A 17,413-nucleotide genomic window follows, 5' to 3' on the forward strand; every position below is an offset into this window, starting at 1 on the left:
GCCTGAAAACAACAACACCCGCCGGGGGAGGAGGTCCTGCGGGTGTCGTTTTGTTGGCCGATCCTCGGGAGGAGGTGAAGATCGACCGTATTCGTCATCGCCGGGGAGGAGGTCGGCTTTGACGAAATTCCTTTCGCCATTTGAAAGGGCGCGAAACCCTTCTTAGAAACAACGCCCGCCGGAGGAGGAGGTCCGGCGGGCGCCGTTTTTGTGGTCAACCCTCGGGAGGAGGTGAAGGCTGACCGTATCCGTCAGGGTCGGGGAGGAGGTCGACCCTGGCGAAATTCTGCTGGTTAGATCGCCCTGCGAGCGACCATCTTGATCTCGTCGCGGACGATGCCGAGATCATTGAGCTGGCGGTTTGACAGGCGACCCAGCTCGGTAACCGTCTCGCGGTAGACGCGCCAGTTACGATAATTGCGGATCAGGTTCATTGTCGTTCTCTTTCAAAACTGGTTCGGGCCATTTGCGGTCCGAAAGGATTAGACCGCCTTGCGGGCGACGTAGTGGATGTCGCCGCGGCTGATGCCTAGGTCGGTCAGTTCACGGGTGCTCAGGCGGCTCAGCTCAGAAACGGTGTCCCGGTAGCGGCGCCAGTTGCGATAGTTGCGGATCAGGTTCATGGTATTCTCGTTTCGTCTTTCTTTCGGATCATTCCGTCTTTGTGTGCGCCGTGAAGATAAGAGGGGTCATATCGATTTAAAAGCGCTATTGGTGCATGGCAGCAATGCAAATTGTGCATTGCAGCATTAACGCGCGTCCAGTTTTCTGCCCAGATCGGAAAATGCCGTTAGGTCAAACGCTTGGGCGGACGAGCTAAAAGGGCTAAACAAAGGGGGAGGGGCATGGCGAGCTATTCGTCACGGGTCAGGTTGGATATCGCACGATGGCAGCAGGCCGGCCTGATCGACGCGCCGACAGCCGACGTGCTGACGCGCGACGTCGAGGCCAACGAACGCAAATCGCTGAGCTTCGGCTCGATCCTGGCGATGATGGCGGCACTGTTGTTCGGCGCGGCCATCCTGATCTTCATCGCCGCCAACTGGGAAGTCATCCCGCGGCTGGTACGGGTCGCAGCACTCTTTGCCGTTATCCTTGCCGGCTATGTCGGCGGCGCGGTGCTGAAAATGCGTGACCATGCGGCGATCGGCGAAGCGCTGTGGATCGTCGCGGCAGCAGCGTTCGGCGGATCGATCGCGCTGATCGGCCAGATGTACCATTTGTCTGGCGACGAGGCCTCCGCCGTGGTCACCTGGGGCGCCGGCACGGCGCTGGCGGCGGTGGCGCTGCGCTCGAACCCGCTGACCGTCGCTGCCGTCGGCATCGCCGATGCCTGGCTGTTCCTGAAAGGCTTCGATTATCGCGCGGAATTCCCGCATCTCTTCGTCGTCATGGCGCTGGTGCTGTTTGCCGTTTCGTTCTGGACGCGCAGCCAGGCGGCGCGCCACCTGATCATCCTGTCGGTGCTGTTCTATCTCGTGCTCCTGGTGACGCGGTACGACACGCTGCAAGTCGCTATCCCGCTCGTTGTCGCGTCGGTGCTGCTTTTTATCGCTGCGATCTTTGCTGCCCGGCCGGTCGACAGGATCTTGCAACTGGGTGGCAGGCTGCCCCTGCACGCGCTGATCGGCTTTCTCACCGGCCTGGCGATGATCCAGTTCGAACTGGCGGATGAAAGCAGCTACAGCAGCGGCTTCGCCATTGCCTCGGCTGTTGCGCTGGCCGGCATCGTCGCGGCGATCGTGCTGGGCGGCCGGGAGAGCCGGGGACTGCGCTGGGTTGCCTATGCGGGCTTCGCCTTCGAACTCGCCATCATCTATGTGGTGATGCTGCAATCAATGCTCGACACGGCAGGCTTCTTCCTTGCGGCGGCGGTGCTTCTCGCCGTTCTTGCTTTCATTATCATCCGCATAGAAAAGCGCATGAACGCTCCGGATATGACAGGTGCAGCAGCATGATGACCGGCAAAAGACTGATCATCTCGGCGCTGGTCCTGGCGCTCGTCCAGATCGGCTTTCTGAGTTGGATCATCGCCGGACGCGCGGCGATCCTGCGCGACGGCAAGCAAGTCCTGCTCAGGGTTGAGCCGATCGATCCGCGCGATCTCTTGCGTGGTGACTACATTCTGCTCGGCTACGACATTTCGCGCATACCGGTGAAGCTGATCGGCAACATTCCACCCGGCAAGCTGGCGAGTGACGACACGCCGATCGTGGTCAGGCTGAAGCCGGGCGCCTACGGCTATTGGGGTCCGACCGCGGCTTGGTTCGGGCAAGCGCCGGTGCCGGCAGCATCCGGTGAAGCCGATATCGTCGGACACGTCTCCGAGGGCTCGGATCTCAGCGCAGCCACGACGATCGCGCCGGATTACGGCATCGAGCGCTTCTATTTGCCGGAAGGCGAGGGGATGGCGATCCAGAACGACATGCGGGTGCGGCCGTTCGGCATCCGCGTCGCGATCGCGGCCAACGGCACGGCGCAGATCAAGGCGCTGGTGGACGGCGACAAGACGCTGTTCGAGGAGCCGCTCTATTGAAGCGTGGAAGAATCTAGGTGTCGGCGCTCGGGGGATCGAAATGGTGCGCCATAGTGGCGCCTGTCCTCCTCCGCCAAGGCTTCGGAGGGCACTCCTTCGTCTAACGAGCTTCGAGCGGCCTGCCACCCGAAGCTCGAAGAGCGAAGGGTGGTGCGGATGAAGGGACTCGAACCCCCACGCCTTTCGGCACTGGAACCTAAATCCAGGGCGTCTACCAATTCCGCCACATCCGCATTGCCCGGCCAATCCCATGTAGCCATCATTCTGTCAATGTCAGAGCCCACATCGGCATCATTGGCCGGAATGCAAAGATGGTTGAAAATCAGCGTCGCCTGTGACAAAAGGCGTGTCGAATGTGACGGGACGCGACGATCCGCTTCTGCAGAATGTGATAAGAAGTAGGAAAAACAAAGACTTATTCACATTTTGGAGCGTATTTCTGGAGGATTTGTGCCGCGTTGGGCGGACAAATCGCCAAGTCCCGCACCAAAAGCCATTCCCGGCAAGATCATACCGGCAGGCTGTGAACGGCAGGGGCCGTTTGACGGCCTCATTGGTGGAAACAAAGGTTTTATGATGCAGGTCACCGAAACGCTCAACTCCGGTCTCAAGCGCGAGATCAAGATCACCGTGCCGGCCGGTGACATGGAAGCCAAGCTGATGGCGCGGCTTTCCGACGCCAGGAACAAGGTCCGCATCAACGGCTTCCGCCCCGGCAAGGTGCCGGTGCAGCATCTGCGCAAAGTCTATGGCAAATCGTTCATGGCCGAAGTGGTCAACGAGATCCTCAACGACTCGACCCGTTCGATCATCACCGGGCGCGGCGAAAAGGCTGCCATGCAGCCCGAAGTGATCATGACCGAGGACGAGAAGGAAGCCGAGAAGATCCTGGCCGGCGGCGCAGATTTCGAGTTCCGCCTGAACTATGAGGTCATTCCGCCGATCGAGATCAAGGATTTCTCCGACATCAAGGTGACGCGTCATGTATTCGAAGTGCCTGATGAGGAGATCGATGAACAGGTCAAGCGTGTCGCCGAGTCGGCGCGCACTTATGAGCCGAAGACCGGCAAGGCCGCCGAGGGCGACCGCGTGACCCTCGATTATGTCGGCAAGATCGACGGCGAAGCCTTCGGCGGCGGCGCCGGCACCGATCAGCCGCTGGTGCTCGGCTCGAAGGAATTCATCCCTGGCTTCGAGGACCAGCTGGTCGGCAGCAAGGCCGGCGACGAGAAGCAGGTCACGGTTACCTTCCCGGAAAACTACCAGGCGGCGCATCTGGCCGGCAAGGAAGCCACTTTCGACGTGACCGTCAAGGAAGTGTCGAAGCCCGGCGAACTTGAGATCAACGACGAGATGGCCAAAAACCTCGGCCTGGAGTCGCTGGAGCGCCTGCGCGAGGTGGTGCGCGGTCAGATCGAAAATCAGTTCGGCTCGATGACGCGCCAGAAGGTCAAGCGCCAGTTGCTCGACCAACTCGACGCCGCCTACTCGTTCGAGGCGCCGTCCAAGCTCGTCGAGGCCGAATTCAACAACATCTGGAACCAGGTCAACCGCGATCTCGAAGCCGCCGGGCGCACCTTTGCGGACGAAGAGACGACGGAAGAGGAAGCGCGTGCCGAATATATGCGGCTTGCCGAGCGCCGCGTGCGTCTCGGCCTGGTTCTCGCCGAAATCGGCGAGAAGGCCGGCGTCACGGTGACGGACGAGGAATTGCAGCGCGGCCTGTTCGAGCAGGTGCGTCGCTATCCGGCCAACCAGCAGCAGGAAGCCTTCGAATTCTATCGCAACAATCCCGAGGCGCTGAATACGTTGCGCGCGCCGATGTTCGAAGAGAAGGTGGTCGACCATCTGCTTGGCCAGATCTCGGTCACCGACGTCAAGGTCAGCAAGGAAGAGCTGCTGGCCGACGACGAGGATACGGAGACGACCAAGGCCAAGCCGGCGAAGAAGGCGGCTGCGAAAAAAGCCGACACCAAGAAGGCCGACGACGACGCTGAAGAGCCCAAGAAGAAGGCTGCGCCGAAGAAGAAGGCCGCCAAGGAGGCTGAATAACGTCCCTGCTGAATTCCAAAAGGCCGCCTTCTCGAGGCGGCCTTTTTCGTTGTGGCGCGGGCGCAACGGATTTCACGCATCTGACGGTCGAGGTGGCGATACGAAGCTTTGATGATTATCTGCGCTGGGTTGCGGATCGCAGCGGTTGTTGGAGGCATCGTTGAGACAGTTCTTCGGTATCGGAAGCGTGGTCGCGGCGGCGTTCCTGCTTGCGTCGGTCTACGGCATCGCCCAGGCTGACACGGTTCTCGACAACTGGCGGTTCGACAAGACCAGCGACGGTCTTGTCACCGCCTCGCTTTACGCTACCAACAAGCTCATCACCGGCGGCGGCGCATTGAGCTACAGCCCGGTATTGACGATTGCCTGCCGGACCGCCGGCGAACCGCGTTGGAGCGAATGGCTGCAGCTGAGCGATACTGTTTCCGCCAGCCGAACCATCGCCATGTCGGTGACTGTCGACCAATCCGGCAAGCTCAACGAAAGCTGGTCGGTCGGCCCGCGCAGCAGGATGCTGGTGCGCGACGGTGCCGACGGCATCAGGCGACTGATTTCCGCGGACCGGCTGCTGCTGTCCTGGCGGTTCGGGCTGCTGTCGGGGCGCGGCAAAGCCGAGTTTGACCTCGCCGGAGTTGAAGAGGCGGTCGGCCGGATCGCCACCACCTGCAACACCAAATTGCCTTGAGCAGATTGTCCGCATGAAACCTTTGCATGGCCGAACTCTACCTGCCGGCCGCGTTCCGTGGTATGTAGGTGCCGCAACTCCAGGCAGTGGATATCCGTTCTGCCATTCAAGAGCGCATGCCAGCGGACTAGATGTCGGCCTGTGCAGGTCAGCCAGGGCAAATTGGCGATCAGGGAGGAAATGCCATGCGTGCCATTGTGTTTTTTATCATCATGTCGGTCGCGACCGTCATCGCCGGCCCCTCGTGGGCTCAGGATGCCGCGGCGGGTGAGAAGGTCTTCGCCAAATGCAAGGTCTGCCACGTCGCGGACAAGGATCAGAACAAGGTCGGTCCGTCGTTGAACGGCGTCATCGGCCGAACGGCCGGCACGCATCCGGGGTTCAGCTATTCCAAGGCGATGACCGAGGCCGGCAAGTCCGGCGTCAAATGGGATGAGGCCACGCTGACGAGCTACCTTCGCGATCCCAAGGCGATGGTCAAAGGAACGAAGATGGCGTTTCCCGGCCTCAAGAAAGACGAGGACATCGTCAATGTCATTGCCTATCTGAAGCAATTCTCCAAATAACGCGGCTCTTCCGCCGGATCTTGGTATCGCAAACAGGTCGAGGCATAGCCTCGGCCGCAATCTGCCGGCAGTGTCGGTGGGGAGGGCGGCTTGTTGCAAAAAAGACATTGGCCGGCTAGGCTGCCGTTCCCATCGGTGGTCGTCTGAATGTCGACTGAAGAAAGCCGTCTCAAGGATACCGGCATCCGCCTCTCGGAGGCGACGGCGGGTGATTTCCTTGCGCTTTTGAAACCACGGGTCATGGCGCTTGCCGTGTTTACTGCGTTCGTCGGCCTGATGATGGCGCCCGGCGTAATGAATCCAGTTATCGCCGTAATCGCCATCGGCGCAATTGCGGTTGGAGCAGGGGCGGCCGGCGCGCTCAATATGTGGTACGACGCAGACATAGACGCCTTGATGTCTCGCACGTCCAAGCGACCAATTCCGTCAGGCCGCGTCACGCCTGGCGAAGCTCTCGGCTTCGGCTTGGTGCTTTCCGCACTGTCGGTCATGACGCTCGGCGTGCTGGTGGGATGGCTTGCCGCATCGCTGTTGGCGTTCACCATCTTTTTCTATGTCGTTATCTACACGATGTGGCTGAAACGCTCGACGCCACAGAATATCGTCATAGGCGGCGCGGCAGGCGCCCTTCCTCCGGTGATCGGGTGGGCGGCTGCAACCGGCGCAATCGGCATCGAAAGTGTCATTCTGTTTCTGATCATTTTCCTCTGGACGCCGCCTCATTTCTGGGCGCTGGCCCTTTTCAAGGTCGGCGACTATGCCGCGGCGGGCATCCCGATGATGCCGAATGTGGCCGGCCAGCACTCGACCAGAAAACAAATCTTCGCCTATTCGCTGGTCTTGGCGCCAATCGGCGTGCTTCCTTGGGCCTTCGGCTTCGCCAGCGGATACTACGGCACTGCTTCAGCAGCGTTGGGCGCAGGGTTCATTTGGCACGCCTGGAAGGTCCTCGTCGCCGACAAGGAGATGAAGCCGGCAAAGGCGTTGTTTGCGTATTCGATTGTCTATCTTTTCGCGATCTTCGCGGCGCTGCTTGCCGACACCATTGTAATGCGAGTGGTCGCGTCAGCCGGCTATTGAGCCCGGCTAAAAACATCACGTTGGCAGAGCACAAAATCCCAGCAACAGCAGAATAACGATGCCAAGGCCGAGTATGAGAACTGTCCTTCCATCCATGACCTTCACCTTCGTCTAGAAGAGCATATCGAAGAAAGGTGTCCAGAGCTAGTCGGGCTACCCGGGACCTCTTACCCCCGGGGGCCTTCGTACAAAGCGCGACAAGTCCCCCGCATGAGAGTATATTGATCATGGTGCAGGTCGCGGTTTGCGTGGCCAATCACGCAGAACGGCAGCACCGTAAAACGCGACCTTACCGGACCCGGTCTGGAGGAATGGTCATGGCAAGTTTTCACGTGATAGCAGGCGCCAACGAGACGCTGGAACACACCAGAATTCGAAAAATCGGTGTCTCCGATCTTTTTGATGCGCTCAGGCGTGGCGTCGATGATTTCATGGTCAAGCCGTCGCACATCGTTTTTCTCTGCCTGATCTACCCGCTTGCGGGGGTCGTGCTTGCCGTCTGGACATCAGGCAACAACACGCTGCCATTGTTGTTTCCGCTTGTGTCCGGCTTTGCGCTAATTGGTCCGTTCGCGGCGATCGGCCTCTATGAGATCAGCCGGCGACGGGAAGCCGGGCTCGATGCCTCGTGGAGGCACGCCTTTGAGGTCAGAAGTTCTCCGGCGCTGCCGGCTATTGCGGCGGTCGGCATCATGCTGCTTGCGATATTCATCGCCTGGCTTTTGACGGCCCAGATATTTTACCAGACCGTGTTCGGCCCGGCGCCGCCGCAATCGCTGTCCAGCTTCATCAGTGATATATTCGCCACGGGACGCGGCTGGACACTCATCATCCTGGGTCACGCCATCGGCTTTGTGTTCGCCGCGGTTGTGTTGTGCACCACGGTCGTCGCATTCCCGTTGTTGCTCGACCGCGATGTCGGCGCCTACGAAGCCATCCACACCTCGGTGCGCGTTGTCCTGGCCAACCCGATCGTGATGGCAGTGTGGGGCCTTATTGTCGCCGTCGCCTTGATCATCGGCTCGCTGCCAGTGTTCGCCGGGTTGGCGGTCGTGCTGCCGATCCTTGGTCATGCCACCTGGCATGTCTATCGGAAAGTTGTCGAATCGCCGCCGGCTACCAGACCGTGAGCTGAAAAACCTGTCCTCCGCACCGAGCGCCGGTGCGGGGAGGGTGGGGCAGAGCTTTCAATAGGCGGGGTGGCTGAAACGGGCCTGGCGCGCGTCTTTTGTCAGGTCGCGGAAATCCTTGCCGCTCACATGCACCAGCGTCCTATGGTCACCGCCCTCGAAATAGATTTCGGGAGCGTCGCCGAGGCTTTCATCGAGGACCACCGGCACATCATAGGCAGCGCCGATCGGCGGCACAGCGCCGACATCGCAATCGCCGAACAACGAGACCACCTCGTCTTCGGAGGCAAGTCCAAGAGGCTTGTCCATAACATCCTGCAATGTCGCGAGTTCTATCCTGTGCGTGCTTGGAACCACGGCCAGCGCGTAGCCACGGTCGTGGTGAACGACCACCGATTTGGCCATTATGCTGCCAGGCACATGTGCCGCAATGGCGGATTGTCTGCTTGTCGCCGTGCGGTGATGCTCGACGGTGTCGTAGGAAATGCCTTTCTTATCGATGAAGTCCTTCAGTCTGTTTGCGATGGTCATCTTGGGCGCCCCTTGCTGGTGTTCGCGACGCATGTGGAAACGCCGGCATCGCCTGTCGTTTCCGATACCAACAGAAATGGTCCAGCCGTAGATTGTTTCAAGGCGAAGGCTCCAGAACAGGACGGCCTGGATCCGGATTGCATGTCAGGGCCCGGCCCCGAAAAACGCCATTCGGGTGAGAAGGGTGTAGTCCGCTTCGAAGACCATCAGCGTCACGAATACCAGCACCAGCACCGGCGGCAGGATGATTGCATATGTCAGCGCCAGCCGTTCCCAGGCCATGTGCATGAAGATGGCGACGATCAGCCCTGCCTTGAGGATCATGAAGATCAGGATCAGCGACCATCTGAGATAGCCGTGGAGCCCGAAATAGTCGACCAGATAGGAGCAGGTGCTGAGGATGAACAGCCACGCCCAGACCACCAGGTAGAGCTTGATCGGGTGCTCCTGATGAACCTCCGTAGGGGTAACGCTGGTCGCCGTCGCATCATGCGTACGGGCGCTGTCGAGCGTGTGTTGTCCAAGGCCATTTGCGGTTGCTTCAGCCATGTCCTGCCTCTCACCAAAGATAGAAAAATGCGAAAATGAACACCCAGACCAGGTCGACGAAATGCCAGTAGAGCCCCATGATTTCGACGTTTTCGTAGCGGCCCCTCCGGCTGGTGAAGAAGCCGGGCCGTCCGACGTCGTAGTCCCCGCGCCAGACCTTTCGCGCCACGATGATCAGGAAAATCACCCCGATCGACACATGTGTGCCGTGGAAGCCGGTGATCATGAAAAAGGATGCGCCGAACTGTGCAGCGCCCCACGGATTGCCCCAAGGCCGCACGCCCTCGGTGATCAGCTTGGTCCATTCGAAGGCTTGCATGCCGACGAAGGTCGCGCCGAGTGCCGCGGTCAAAAGCATCAGGACTGCCGTCTTGCGGCGGTCGCGGCGGTAGCCGAAATTCACCGCCATGGCCATCGTTCCGCTGCTCGAGATCAGGACGAAGGTCATGATGGCGATAAGGATCAATGGAATGTCGGAGCCGCCGATGCGCAGGGCAAAGACCTCGCTCGGATTGGGCCACGGCACGCGTGTGGAGATACGGTCGGTCATGTAGGAGAGCAGGAAGCAGCCGAAGATGAACGTGTCGCTGAGCAGGAAGATCCACATCATGGCCTTGCCCCAAGACACGTTTTTGAACGCCCGCTGATCCGAGGACCAGTCGGCGGCGATGCCTTGCCAGCCTGCGGGCCGCGGCCCCGTTCGGCCGATGTGGGTCAGTGTCGTCTCAGCCATCCGCCCGTTCCTCCTAGGTCAGCAACCCTCGGCAAATGTCGATTAAAGTCGAAGCCCAGCCGGCCAGAAGAGCGAAGATGGCGAGCCAGACGAAAAGCAGGAAATGCCAGTACATGGCGCACAGCTCGACGCTCAGCCGAAGCCGCTGCGGCCGCGCACCGTTCCAGGCACCGACGGTCGTTCTGCCCAGGCCGACCAGCCCTCCCAGTATATGCAGCCCATGCATTCCCGTTAGCAGGTAGAAGAAGCTGTTGGCCGGATTGGACGCCAGAAAATAGCCATCCGCGCTCAGTTCCCGCCATGCCATAAGCTGTCCAACCAGGAAGGCGAGCGCCGTGAGTCCAGCGGTGGCGAGGCCGAGCCTGACCATGTCCACTTGACCCTTGCGCGCCGCGAGCGAAGCGCACTGCATGGCAATGCTGCTCAAGACCAGTACGCCGGTATTAAGCCAGAGCAGAGGCGGGATGGGCAGCGGCTGCCAATCCGACAGCGCCATGCGCATGAAGTAAGCACTGGTGAACAGCGCGAACAGACAGCCGACGACGGCAAGGAAGACGCCGAGACCGATCTTTGCGGTCGGAAGCGCCGATCGGTCCAGGGCGACAAAATCCCCGACCAAACCTTGCTCGAGCCACGGCCTCGTCATTAGCCGCTGATGCGAGAGCCACCACCCAGCAATGCCGGCGATCACGAGCAGGAAAACCAGAATGACGCTCATGCCGGCTCCCTGGAAGGTCCGAAGGAGCCCGGAACGTTTTGCGGTATGAAGTCCTCCTTGGCGCCCGGTACGCTGTAGTCATAGGCCCAGCGATAGACGATCGGCAGATCCTTGCCGAAATTGCCATGGCCCGGCGGTGTTTCGGCCGTCTGCCACTCGAGCGTCGTTGCCCGCCACGGATTGCCACCAGCCTCACGGCCATGGCGGATGCTCCAGATGAGATTGAACAGAAACACGATCTGGGCAAAACCGACGATAAAAGCCATGATGCTGATAAACGAGTTGAGGTGGTGGGCCGATTCCGTCATCACCGTCATATCGGTCAATTCGTTGTAGCGCCGCGGCACGCCCATCAAGCCGAGATAGTGCATGGGAAAGAAGATCAGATAGGCGCCAAGGAAGGTGACCCAGAAATGGAACCGGCCCAGCGTCTCGTTCAGCATCCGACCGGTGACCTTCGGATACCAGTGATAGATCGCGCCGAAGATTACGATGATCGGGGCGACCCCCATGACCATATGGAAATGGGCGACGACGAACATCGTGTCCGACAGCGGAACGTCGACGACGACATTGCCGAGGAATAGCCCAGTCAACCCGCCATTGACGAAGGTGACGATGAAGGCCAGGGCAAAAAGCATCGGTATGGTGAGGTGGATGTCGCCACGCCACAGCGTCAGCACCCAGTTGTAGACCTTGATGGCTGTCGGAACCGCGATGATCAATGTCGTGGTGGCGAAGAAAAAGCCGAAATAGGGATGCATGCCGCTGACATACATGTGGTGCGCCCAGACCACGAAGCTCAGTGCGCCAATGCCGACGATGGCCCAGACCATCATGCGGTAGCCGAAGATGTTCTTGCGCGCATGGGTGCTGATCAGGTCGGAGACGATGCCGAAGGCCGGAAGCGCCACGATGTAGACCTCAGGGTGGCCGAAGAACCAGAACAGATGCTGGAACAGGATCGGGCTGCCGCCGCCATGCTGCAATTGTTCGCCCATCTCGACGATCGCCGGCATGAAGAAGCTGGTGCCGAGCGCCCGGTCGAGCAGCATCATCACGCAGGCGACGAACAGTGCCGGGAAGGCGAGCAGCGCCATGACGGTGGCGGTGAAAATACCCCAGACGGTGAGCGGAAGGCGCATCAGTGTCATGCCGCGCGTGCGGCCCTGTAGCACCGTCACGACATAGTTCAAGCCGCCCATGGTGAAGCCGATGATGAACAGGATCAGCGAGACGAGCATCAGGATGATGCCCCAGTCCTGGCCGCCTGGCGTACCGGTCATGATCGCCTGCGGCGGATAGAGCGTCCAGCCGGCACCTGTCGGTCCGCCGGGGGCAAAGAAGCTCGACACGAGGACCAGCACGGCCAGGAGATAGATCCAGTAGCTCAGCATGTTGACATAGGGAAAGACCATGTCGCGAGCGCCAACCATCAGCGGGATCAGATAGTTGCCGAAGCCGCCCAGGAAGAGTGCGGTGAGCAGGTAGATCACCATGATCATGCCGTGCATGGTGATGAACTGGTAGTAGGCTTCCGGGGTGATGAAGTCGAACGTGCCGGGGAAGCCGAGCTGCAGCCGCATCAGCCAGGACAACACCAGCGCCACCATGCCGATCGCCGTCGCGGTCGCCGAATACTGGATGGCGATGACCTTGGCATCCTGCGAGAAAACGTATTTCGTCCACCAGCTGTGCGGATGGTAAAGTTCCATTTCCGCGACTTCGGCCGGCGGTACCGCATCTGCAGGTGTGATATCGACCATAGGAACACCTCCGTGCCCTTTTCGGCCATGCCCGACAGTTCGGGCCTGCCGCAATCTTTTCAATGCCGACGGCGCGCCGTCGTTCCGGCGTCTACTCTGCCGAGCCCATCTGTTGGGGCGCGGACAGCTGCGCAAAAGTCTGCTGCTGGCCAAGCCACGCCAGATAATCTTCCTGCGTATCGACCATGACCACGCCATGCATCATCGGATGCCCTTGGCCGCAGAGTTCGGCACACAGGACCTGGAAGGTTCCGGTCTTGGTCGGAGTGAACCAGAAATAGGTGACTGAGCCCGGGATCATGTCCATCTTGGCGCGGAATTCCGGCACGTAGAAATCGTGCAGCACATCGATCGAGCGGAGCAGCATCTTGACCGGTTTGCCAACCGGCAGATGCAGGTCGGCCGCTTCGACCACGACGTCGTCCTGGCCGTTGGCATCAGCGGCGATGACACCGAGCGGATTTTCAGCGTTGACGTCGCGAGTGTCGGATGTGCCGAGCTTGCCGTCCTTGCCGGGCAGACGGAAACTCCATTGCCATTGCTGGCCGACGACTTCGACCTCGGTTGCATCGCTCGGAACGTTGACGAAGCGGCTCCAGACGAACAGGCCGGGAACCAGCAAAGCCGTGACACCGACGGCAGTGACGACCGTCAGCCAGGATTCGAGCCGCCTGTTCTCAGGTTCATATGCCGCCTGATTGCCTTCCCGATGACGGAAGCGGAAGACGCAATAGGCCATGAAAAGAACCACGGCGGCGAAGACGACGCCGGTGATCCAGAAAGTTATGATGATGGTGTTGTCGATATAGTCCCAGTTCGAGGCAATCGGCGTCCACCACCACGGGCTCAGGAAGTGGAACAACACCGAGCCCACGACGATCAGAACGAGTACAAGCGCAACGGCCATGTCCCGTTTCCTCCCGGTATTCCAAGCGGCGCAAAGCCGTCTCGGGAAATACCAAGTGCATCATAACTTGATTTGCGATGAAAATTCTAGAGCCGGCGGTGGGAAGGGCAAAAATACCATTTCTCGGTGCTGGCGGTCCTTCGGTTCGGCGGTGATCAGCGGTAGCGCGCGGCAAACATCGTCAGCGTCGAGTAAACGGCAATGGCGAGCATGCCGAATGTGCCCGGAACGGCGATCGTCGGGGATCGTCGCGCGCAGGGTTCGATCCCCTGCTCGACCGACAGCTCGACGAAGGGAGTGGAGCCCCTTTATTGGCCGGCAGATGTCACCCGCCAAACTGTGTTGCCGACGTCGTCGGCGATGAGCAGGGCCCCGGTTTTGTCGACGGCCAGGCCGACAGGCCGGCCGCGCGCCTTGTTGTCCTTGTCCAAGAAGTCAGTCACCACGTCCTGTGCGGCGCCACTCGGATGGCCGCGGCTGAATGGTACGAACACCACCTTGTAGCCATTGAAGCGCGTGCGGTTCCAGCTCCCGTGCTCGCCAACGAAGGCGCCGGCGCGATACGCCTGGGGGAGGCTGGTTGCCGTGTAGAAGGCCAATCCCAGAGGGGCGACGTGGGAGCTCAGCGCATAATCCGGAACGATCGCTTTCGCGACCAGGTCCGGACGCTGGGGCATGACTCGGGGATCGAGATGCTGGCCGTAATAGCTGTATGGCCACCCGTAGAAGCCGCCGTCCTTTACCGACGTCAGATAATCCGGCACGAGATTGGGGCCGAGCTCGTCGCGCTCATTGATCACGGCCCAGAGCGCCCCGGTCTGCGGCTCCCAGCTCAGGCCATTCGGATTGCGCAAACCGCTGGCGAAAATGCGCGACCTGCCGGTAGCCCTGTCCACCTGCCAGATCGCGGCGCGGTCCTTCTCCGCCTCGATGCCGTTCTCGGCCACGTTGCTGTTCGAGCCGATGCCGACATAGAGCAGCGAGCCGTCCGGGCTTGCCACCAGGCTCTTCGTCCAATGGTGGTCGATCGGGCCGCCGGGCAGGGCGGTGAGCGGCGTTCCGGGCGCGGTGATCTTGGTGTCGCCGGTGGTGTAGGGATAGCGAACAATGGAATCAGTGTTGGCAACGTAGAGATCGCTTCCCACCAGCGCCACGCCGAAGGGCGAGCTCAGGTGGTCGAGGAAGACGCTGGTCAGCTCGGGCTTGCCATCGCCATCGGCGTCGCGCAGCAAGGTGATGCGGTTGCTTGGGCCGCTGTCGCCGCCCGAAGTGACCCACGATTCGATCCAGCCCATCACCAAATCCTTGGGCCGTTTGATCGGTTCGCCGCCCGGCGCCTTGGACTCGACCACCAGGACGTCGCCATTGGGCAGCACATAAAGTGAGCGCGGATGCTGCAAGCCGTTGGCAAAAGCCTGGATCTGCAGCCCCTGCGCGACTGTCGGCTTTTCGTCGTTCTTCCATCCTACCACGGAAGCGAGATGCATGGGCGGGAAGAAATATTGGATCGGCTCCGGCAGGTTTGGATTCGGCCCTATCTGACTGCTGGGATCCGGGTCGTTGCCGCTGCACGCTGCAAGAGTGATCGCCGCAGTGCAAGTAAGGATGGACGCCGCGATGCGCCCGGCCTGTCTGATGGAGCTTGCTACGCGCATCAATCCGCCACTCCGACGTGATGCCGGTACACCATGGACCAGCCCAGCCAACCAGTGAAGATGAGGATGAGCACGACAACCGCCGAGAGGATCAAGCCGGTGGGAACGATGGAGGTCCATGCATCGCGGGTGTGCACGAGCATGTTGATCACGGACAACACCAGCGCCAGCAGATTACCGAGCACGTGCGGCCAGGCAGGGGGCTGTGCCCTTATCAGCGGATTAGCCAGAAAATCGATCAACCCCACGATCGCTGCAAGGCAGCCCATGATCACGCCGACGGTAACCAGCCAAGCAGAGAAGTCCGCCCACATCATTTCCGCTGTTCGCCAATAGGCCAGATCCGTCAGCAAGGTGCCGACGAAGCAGGCGATCGGAAACGGCACGAGCATCGGATGAATGGGATGTCCCGCAATCCTGGCCGTCGAACGCGGATTGTCACCGACCATAATGCGCAATCCTTCTCAGATCTCGTCCAAACAAACTGGCATCCGGCCTCTGGGCGGCTGTTGCCGAGAGGCCGGCAGACGAACCATCGATCCGTCAGGCCCAAAAGGGCGCTGGCTGGCTGCGCCTGTTAGGCGGCGGACTGGGTCGGCGGGTTCTGGTACATCATCCAGAGCTCGATCGCGGCCAGGACGGCAACCAGAATGCCGATCACGACATGCACGGTCATCGCCGTGGTCGCCTGGAATCCAAGCACCCAGGGCGATACGAGAACCCACAGTCCGACGACCAGGTTCACCCACTCTTCCCAGACGGCAAATGCCGCGAGAGCGGCAATCGAAAGCACGACAATCAAGATTCCGCTGCCGAGGGCGTTCTGCGTCTGCGGGCCTGCCGCAAAGGCGAAGATCCAGGGAGAGAAGAACAGAATTGCCCCAAGGATCAGGTTGGCTACGTCACAGAGCCTGGCGTTTGTCCACTGGTTCATGGCATCCTCCATAGGGAGCGTTTATGGCTCCCGAGTTCGGCAAGGTGGTGCCTGAGTCCGGCGAGATGCGCCCGAAGCCGCTCACTCCGTGTTACGGCAGTGCCCTTGCCCGGCCGGAGTTCCGCATCTGGCGGTACTCCAGCCAAATCCGGCTATCTAACTGAATTCCGGGCTTTATGTTCCATTCGGCACCGGCACGCCTGGATCACTTGATGGTGATCGAGCGATCCAAAGCCGCAGTGGACATGGTCAGCGGCGACGTGCCAGCGGCGCGGACAGGCTCATTCTTTTCTCGATCCGGTGAAAACATTGGTCGTGGATCGCAGTTCTTGAAGACGAGACGCTCTTGCTCGTCTTGATTGCCGCCGAAGCTTGTTTGAGAGGCGACCGGTCCGGATTGACGCGCGATACTTTCGCTGCAAAGGTATCTTAACGACTTGTTTACCATGCGTCAGTCAGGGTTGGGGGGAATTTGGAACCGTTTCTGGGTGCGAACCGCCTTAATTGGGATGATCGGGCCGAACTGCACTCGACCGACACAACGGGCAGCTACCACATCGAGAATGTGCTGGCAGGCGGATCCAATCTCTATGAGCTGGAAACGCGCGAGGTCGGCGATATTGCCGGCAAGGATATCGTCCACCTGCAGTGTCACATCGGCCTTGACACAATCAGCTTGAAGAATCTTGGTGCGGGCAGCGTGACCGGCCTCGACTTTTCACCCGCGGCGATCGCGGCGGCGCGGGATTTCGCTGCGAAGGCAGGCACCGACGTGCGTTTCGTGGAAGCGCCACTGTTCGAGGCGGTCGAAGCCCTGGGCCGGACCTTTGACATCGCTTACGTTACCTGGGGTTCGGTAAACTGGCTGGACGACGTGTTCCGTTGGGCGCGGGTGGTTGCCGATCTCCTGCGACCCGGCGGCCGGCTCTACATGGCAGAGGGCCATCCATTGATGTTTCAGTGCAATCGAAAGGCCGCGGCTCTGGAGTTGAAGCACGACTGGCGAACGCCGATAGCTCGGCCGCTCGCCTGGAACGAGGAACTGACCTACACCGGCGATGACCGCATCTTGAAGCATCCTCGCTATTATGAGTGGATCCATCCGATCAGTGACGTGGTGAACGCGCTGATTTCAGCTGGTCTGACGCTCGATTTTCTCAATGAGCATGACACGGTTTCGTGGCAGCACTTTTCATTTGCAGTGCGGGCCGGCAAGGATATGTACGGCCTGCCAGAGAACTCTCCCAAGATACCGATGGCCTATTCCATTGGCGCGACGAAGCGGAGCGTCGGCAAGATACCATATCTTGTGTCTCACAAGTCGATTGAGGGCCACTAGCCCAAGGTCAACGCTCTTGACGTACTCGGGTCGGAGCATCGAGGTGTGCAATGGCGCTCGTGTCTGCGGTCTTCCGAGCAAGGCTGATCTCGTTTCATGTTGGTCCGCTTCATGCAGCCTGCCTTCAACATCGCGCGGGCGGTGGTGTCGATGTCGACATAACAGCCGGCGTCAGCCATCGGAAAATGCGAAATTTTTCAGGAATGTGAAGGTCAAATTAAACATTGAACGC

20 protein-coding genes and 1 tRNA gene are annotated in these 17,413 nt (G+C 60.3%); 8 read left to right on the top strand and 13 right to left on the bottom strand.

Annotated elements, in window-relative coordinates; translation table 11 throughout:
* Positions 1-293: 293 nt before the first annotated feature.
* On the bottom strand, positions 294-434 hold the full coding sequence (locus tag NKI50_RS02095; RefSeq protein ID WP_023678914.1) for a DUF1127 domain-containing protein: 141 nt from the start codon (positions 432-434) through the stop codon (positions 294-296).
* A gap of 48 nt (positions 435-482) precedes the next feature.
* Entirely contained in the window at positions 483-623 is a 141-nt protein-coding gene (locus tag NKI50_RS02100; RefSeq protein WP_023720174.1) for a DUF1127 domain-containing protein, read from the bottom strand.
* Positions 624-845: 222 nt separating this feature from the next.
* On the opposite strand from NKI50_RS02100, the gene NKI50_RS02105 reads away from it, so the two are divergent.
* A complete protein-coding gene (locus tag NKI50_RS02105) occupies positions 846-1,958 on the top strand; it encodes a DUF2157 domain-containing protein (RefSeq protein WP_352715244.1) in 1,113 nt (370 codons plus the stop codon).
* Positions 1,955-2,536 (top strand): GDYXXLXY domain-containing protein, encoded by a 582-nt coding sequence (locus NKI50_RS02110; RefSeq protein ID WP_352495383.1) that lies wholly within the window; start codon positions 1,955-1,957, stop codon positions 2,534-2,536. Before NKI50_RS02105 ends, NKI50_RS02110 begins: the two co-directional genes overlap by 4 nt.
* Before the next feature lie 148 nt (positions 2,537-2,684).
* Here the strand turns inward: NKI50_RS02110 and NKI50_RS02115 are convergent.
* Positions 2,685-2,769: transfer RNA gene (locus tag NKI50_RS02115), tRNA-Leu, on the bottom strand.
* Positions 2,770-3,112: 343 nt separating this feature from the next.
* Here NKI50_RS02115 and tig point away from each other — a divergent pair.
* The 5 genes from tig (at position 3,113) to NKI50_RS02140 (ending at position 8,049) form a co-directional block, all read left to right on the top strand.
* On the top strand, positions 3,113-4,588 hold the full coding sequence (tig, locus tag NKI50_RS02120) for a trigger factor (RefSeq protein ID WP_352495412.1): 1,476 nt from the start codon (positions 3,113-3,115) through the stop codon (positions 4,586-4,588).
* A gap of 160 nt (positions 4,589-4,748) precedes the next feature.
* A complete protein-coding gene (locus NKI50_RS02125) occupies positions 4,749-5,273 on the top strand; it encodes a hypothetical protein (protein ID WP_352482143.1) in 525 nt (174 codons plus the stop codon).
* 212 nt (positions 5,274-5,485) lie between these two features.
* Positions 5,486-5,839, top strand: a complete 354-nt coding sequence (locus NKI50_RS02130) for a c-type cytochrome (RefSeq protein WP_502896297.1) — start codon at positions 5,486-5,488, stop codon at positions 5,837-5,839.
* Between the two features lie 147 nt (positions 5,840-5,986).
* Positions 5,987-6,919 (top strand): heme o synthase, encoded by a 933-nt coding sequence (locus tag NKI50_RS02135; protein ID WP_352495382.1) that lies wholly within the window; start codon positions 5,987-5,989, stop codon positions 6,917-6,919.
* A gap of 317 nt (positions 6,920-7,236) precedes the next feature.
* Positions 7,237-8,049, top strand: a complete 813-nt coding sequence (locus NKI50_RS02140) for a DUF2189 domain-containing protein (RefSeq protein WP_352482145.1) — start codon at positions 7,237-7,239, stop codon at positions 8,047-8,049.
* Between the two features lie 57 nt (positions 8,050-8,106).
* Here NKI50_RS02140 and NKI50_RS02145 read toward each other — a convergent pair whose 3' ends face one another.
* From NKI50_RS02145 to NKI50_RS02190, 10 genes are all read right to left on the bottom strand, one after another.
* Positions 8,107-8,580 (bottom strand): aminoacyl-tRNA deacylase, encoded by a 474-nt coding sequence (locus NKI50_RS02145; RefSeq protein ID WP_023720166.1) that lies wholly within the window; start codon positions 8,578-8,580, stop codon positions 8,107-8,109.
* Positions 8,581-8,724: 144 nt separating this feature from the next.
* Positions 8,725-9,129, bottom strand: coding sequence for a cytochrome C oxidase subunit IV family protein (locus tag NKI50_RS02150; protein ID WP_023720165.1), 405 nt, complete (start codon positions 9,127-9,129; stop codon positions 8,725-8,727).
* Positions 9,130-9,139: 10 nt separating this feature from the next.
* The gene (locus NKI50_RS02155) at positions 9,140-9,862 is read right to left on the bottom strand and encodes a heme-copper oxidase subunit III family protein (RefSeq protein WP_352482147.1); all 723 of its coding nucleotides are present in this window, start codon (positions 9,860-9,862) and stop codon (positions 9,140-9,142) included.
* Between the two features lie 13 nt (positions 9,863-9,875).
* On the bottom strand, positions 9,876-10,580 hold the full coding sequence (locus NKI50_RS02160) for a cytochrome c oxidase subunit 3 (RefSeq protein ID WP_352482148.1): 705 nt from the start codon (positions 10,578-10,580) through the stop codon (positions 9,876-9,878).
* Complete coding sequence (ctaD, locus tag NKI50_RS02165; RefSeq protein ID WP_023720163.1) at positions 10,577-12,346, bottom strand: cytochrome c oxidase subunit I; 1,770 nt, start codon at positions 12,344-12,346, stop codon at positions 10,577-10,579. The genes NKI50_RS02160 and ctaD overlap by 4 nt, the downstream gene beginning before the upstream one ends.
* A 91-nt stretch (positions 12,347-12,437) precedes the next feature.
* The gene (gene coxB, locus NKI50_RS02170; protein WP_023720162.1) at positions 12,438-13,253 is read right to left on the bottom strand and encodes a cytochrome c oxidase subunit II; all 816 of its coding nucleotides are present in this window, start codon (positions 13,251-13,253) and stop codon (positions 12,438-12,440) included.
* 308 nt (positions 13,254-13,561) lie between these two features.
* On the bottom strand, positions 13,562-14,908 hold the full coding sequence (locus NKI50_RS02175; protein WP_352495411.1) for a PQQ-dependent sugar dehydrogenase: 1,347 nt from the start codon (positions 14,906-14,908) through the stop codon (positions 13,562-13,564).
* Positions 14,908-15,357, bottom strand: a complete 450-nt coding sequence (locus NKI50_RS02180) for a DUF2231 domain-containing protein (protein WP_023720160.1) — start codon at positions 15,355-15,357, stop codon at positions 14,908-14,910. Before NKI50_RS02180 ends, NKI50_RS02175 begins: the two co-directional genes overlap by 1 nt.
* 128 nt (positions 15,358-15,485) lie before the next feature.
* Entirely contained in the window at positions 15,486-15,842 is a 357-nt protein-coding gene (locus NKI50_RS02185; RefSeq protein WP_051409696.1) for an SPW repeat protein, read from the bottom strand.
* A gap of 205 nt (positions 15,843-16,047) precedes the next feature.
* Complete coding sequence (locus NKI50_RS02190; protein ID WP_156948109.1) at positions 16,048-16,290, bottom strand: hypothetical protein; 243 nt, start codon at positions 16,288-16,290, stop codon at positions 16,048-16,050.
* A 24-nt stretch (positions 16,291-16,314) separates the two neighbouring features.
* Between NKI50_RS02190 and NKI50_RS02195 the strand changes: the two genes are divergently transcribed.
* The gene (locus tag NKI50_RS02195; RefSeq protein ID WP_352495377.1) at positions 16,315-17,181 is read left to right on the top strand and encodes a class I SAM-dependent methyltransferase; all 867 of its coding nucleotides are present in this window, start codon (positions 16,315-16,317) and stop codon (positions 17,179-17,181) included.
* The last annotated feature ends 232 nt before the right edge of the window (positions 17,182-17,413 follow it).

Source organism: Mesorhizobium sp. M0563 (genome assembly GCF_040321065.1).
GTDB lineage: Bacteria > Pseudomonadota > Alphaproteobacteria > Rhizobiales > Rhizobiaceae > Mesorhizobium.

Excerpts from the sequence above, each read along its gene's own strand:
- NKI50_RS02180 (WP_023720160.1), bottom strand. The coding sequence starts at position 15,357 with ATGGTCGGTGACAATCCGCGTTCGACGGCCAGGATTGCGGGACATCCC.
- NKI50_RS02160 (WP_352482148.1), bottom strand. The coding sequence starts at position 10,580 with ATGAGCGTCATTCTGGTTTTCCTGCTCGTGATCGCCGGCATTGCTGGG.
- NKI50_RS02110 (WP_352495383.1), top strand. The coding sequence starts at position 1,955 with ATGATGACCGGCAAAAGACTGATCATCTCGGCGCTGGTCCTGGCGCTC.
- NKI50_RS02145 (WP_023720166.1), bottom strand. The coding sequence starts at position 8,580 with ATGACCATCGCAAACAGACTGAAGGACTTCATCGATAAGAAAGGCATT.
- NKI50_RS02135 (WP_352495382.1), top strand. The coding sequence starts at position 5,987 with ATGTCGACTGAAGAAAGCCGTCTCAAGGATACCGGCATCCGCCTCTCG.
- NKI50_RS02140 (WP_352482145.1), top strand. The coding sequence starts at position 7,237 with ATGGCAAGTTTTCACGTGATAGCAGGCGCCAACGAGACGCTGGAACAC.
- NKI50_RS02105 (WP_352715244.1), top strand. The coding sequence starts at position 846 with ATGGCGAGCTATTCGTCACGGGTCAGGTTGGATATCGCACGATGGCAG.
- NKI50_RS02175 (WP_352495411.1), bottom strand. The coding sequence starts at position 14,908 with ATGCGCGTAGCAAGCTCCATCAGACAGGCCGGGCGCATCGCGGCGTCC.
- tig (WP_352495412.1), top strand. The coding sequence starts at position 3,113 with ATGCAGGTCACCGAAACGCTCAACTCCGGTCTCAAGCGCGAGATCAAG.
- ctaD (WP_023720163.1), bottom strand. The coding sequence starts at position 12,346 with ATGGTCGATATCACACCTGCAGATGCGGTACCGCCGGCCGAAGTCGCG.
- NKI50_RS02185 (WP_051409696.1), bottom strand. The coding sequence starts at position 15,842 with ATGAACCAGTGGACAAACGCCAGGCTCTGTGACGTAGCCAACCTGATC.
- coxB (WP_023720162.1), bottom strand. The coding sequence starts at position 13,253 with ATGGCCGTTGCGCTTGTACTCGTTCTGATCGTCGTGGGCTCGGTGTTG.
- NKI50_RS02130 (WP_502896297.1), top strand. The coding sequence starts at position 5,486 with ATGTCGGTCGCGACCGTCATCGCCGGCCCCTCGTGGGCTCAGGATGCC.
- NKI50_RS02155 (WP_352482147.1), bottom strand. The coding sequence starts at position 9,862 with ATGGCTGAGACGACACTGACCCACATCGGCCGAACGGGGCCGCGGCCC.
- NKI50_RS02150 (WP_023720165.1), bottom strand. The coding sequence starts at position 9,129 with ATGGCTGAAGCAACCGCAAATGGCCTTGGACAACACACGCTCGACAGC.
- NKI50_RS02100 (WP_023720174.1), bottom strand. The coding sequence starts at position 623 with ATGAACCTGATCCGCAACTATCGCAACTGGCGCCGCTACCGGGACACC.
- NKI50_RS02190 (WP_156948109.1), bottom strand. The coding sequence starts at position 16,290 with ATGGTAAACAAGTCGTTAAGATACCTTTGCAGCGAAAGTATCGCGCGT.
- NKI50_RS02095 (WP_023678914.1), bottom strand. The coding sequence starts at position 434 with ATGAACCTGATCCGCAATTATCGTAACTGGCGCGTCTACCGCGAGACG.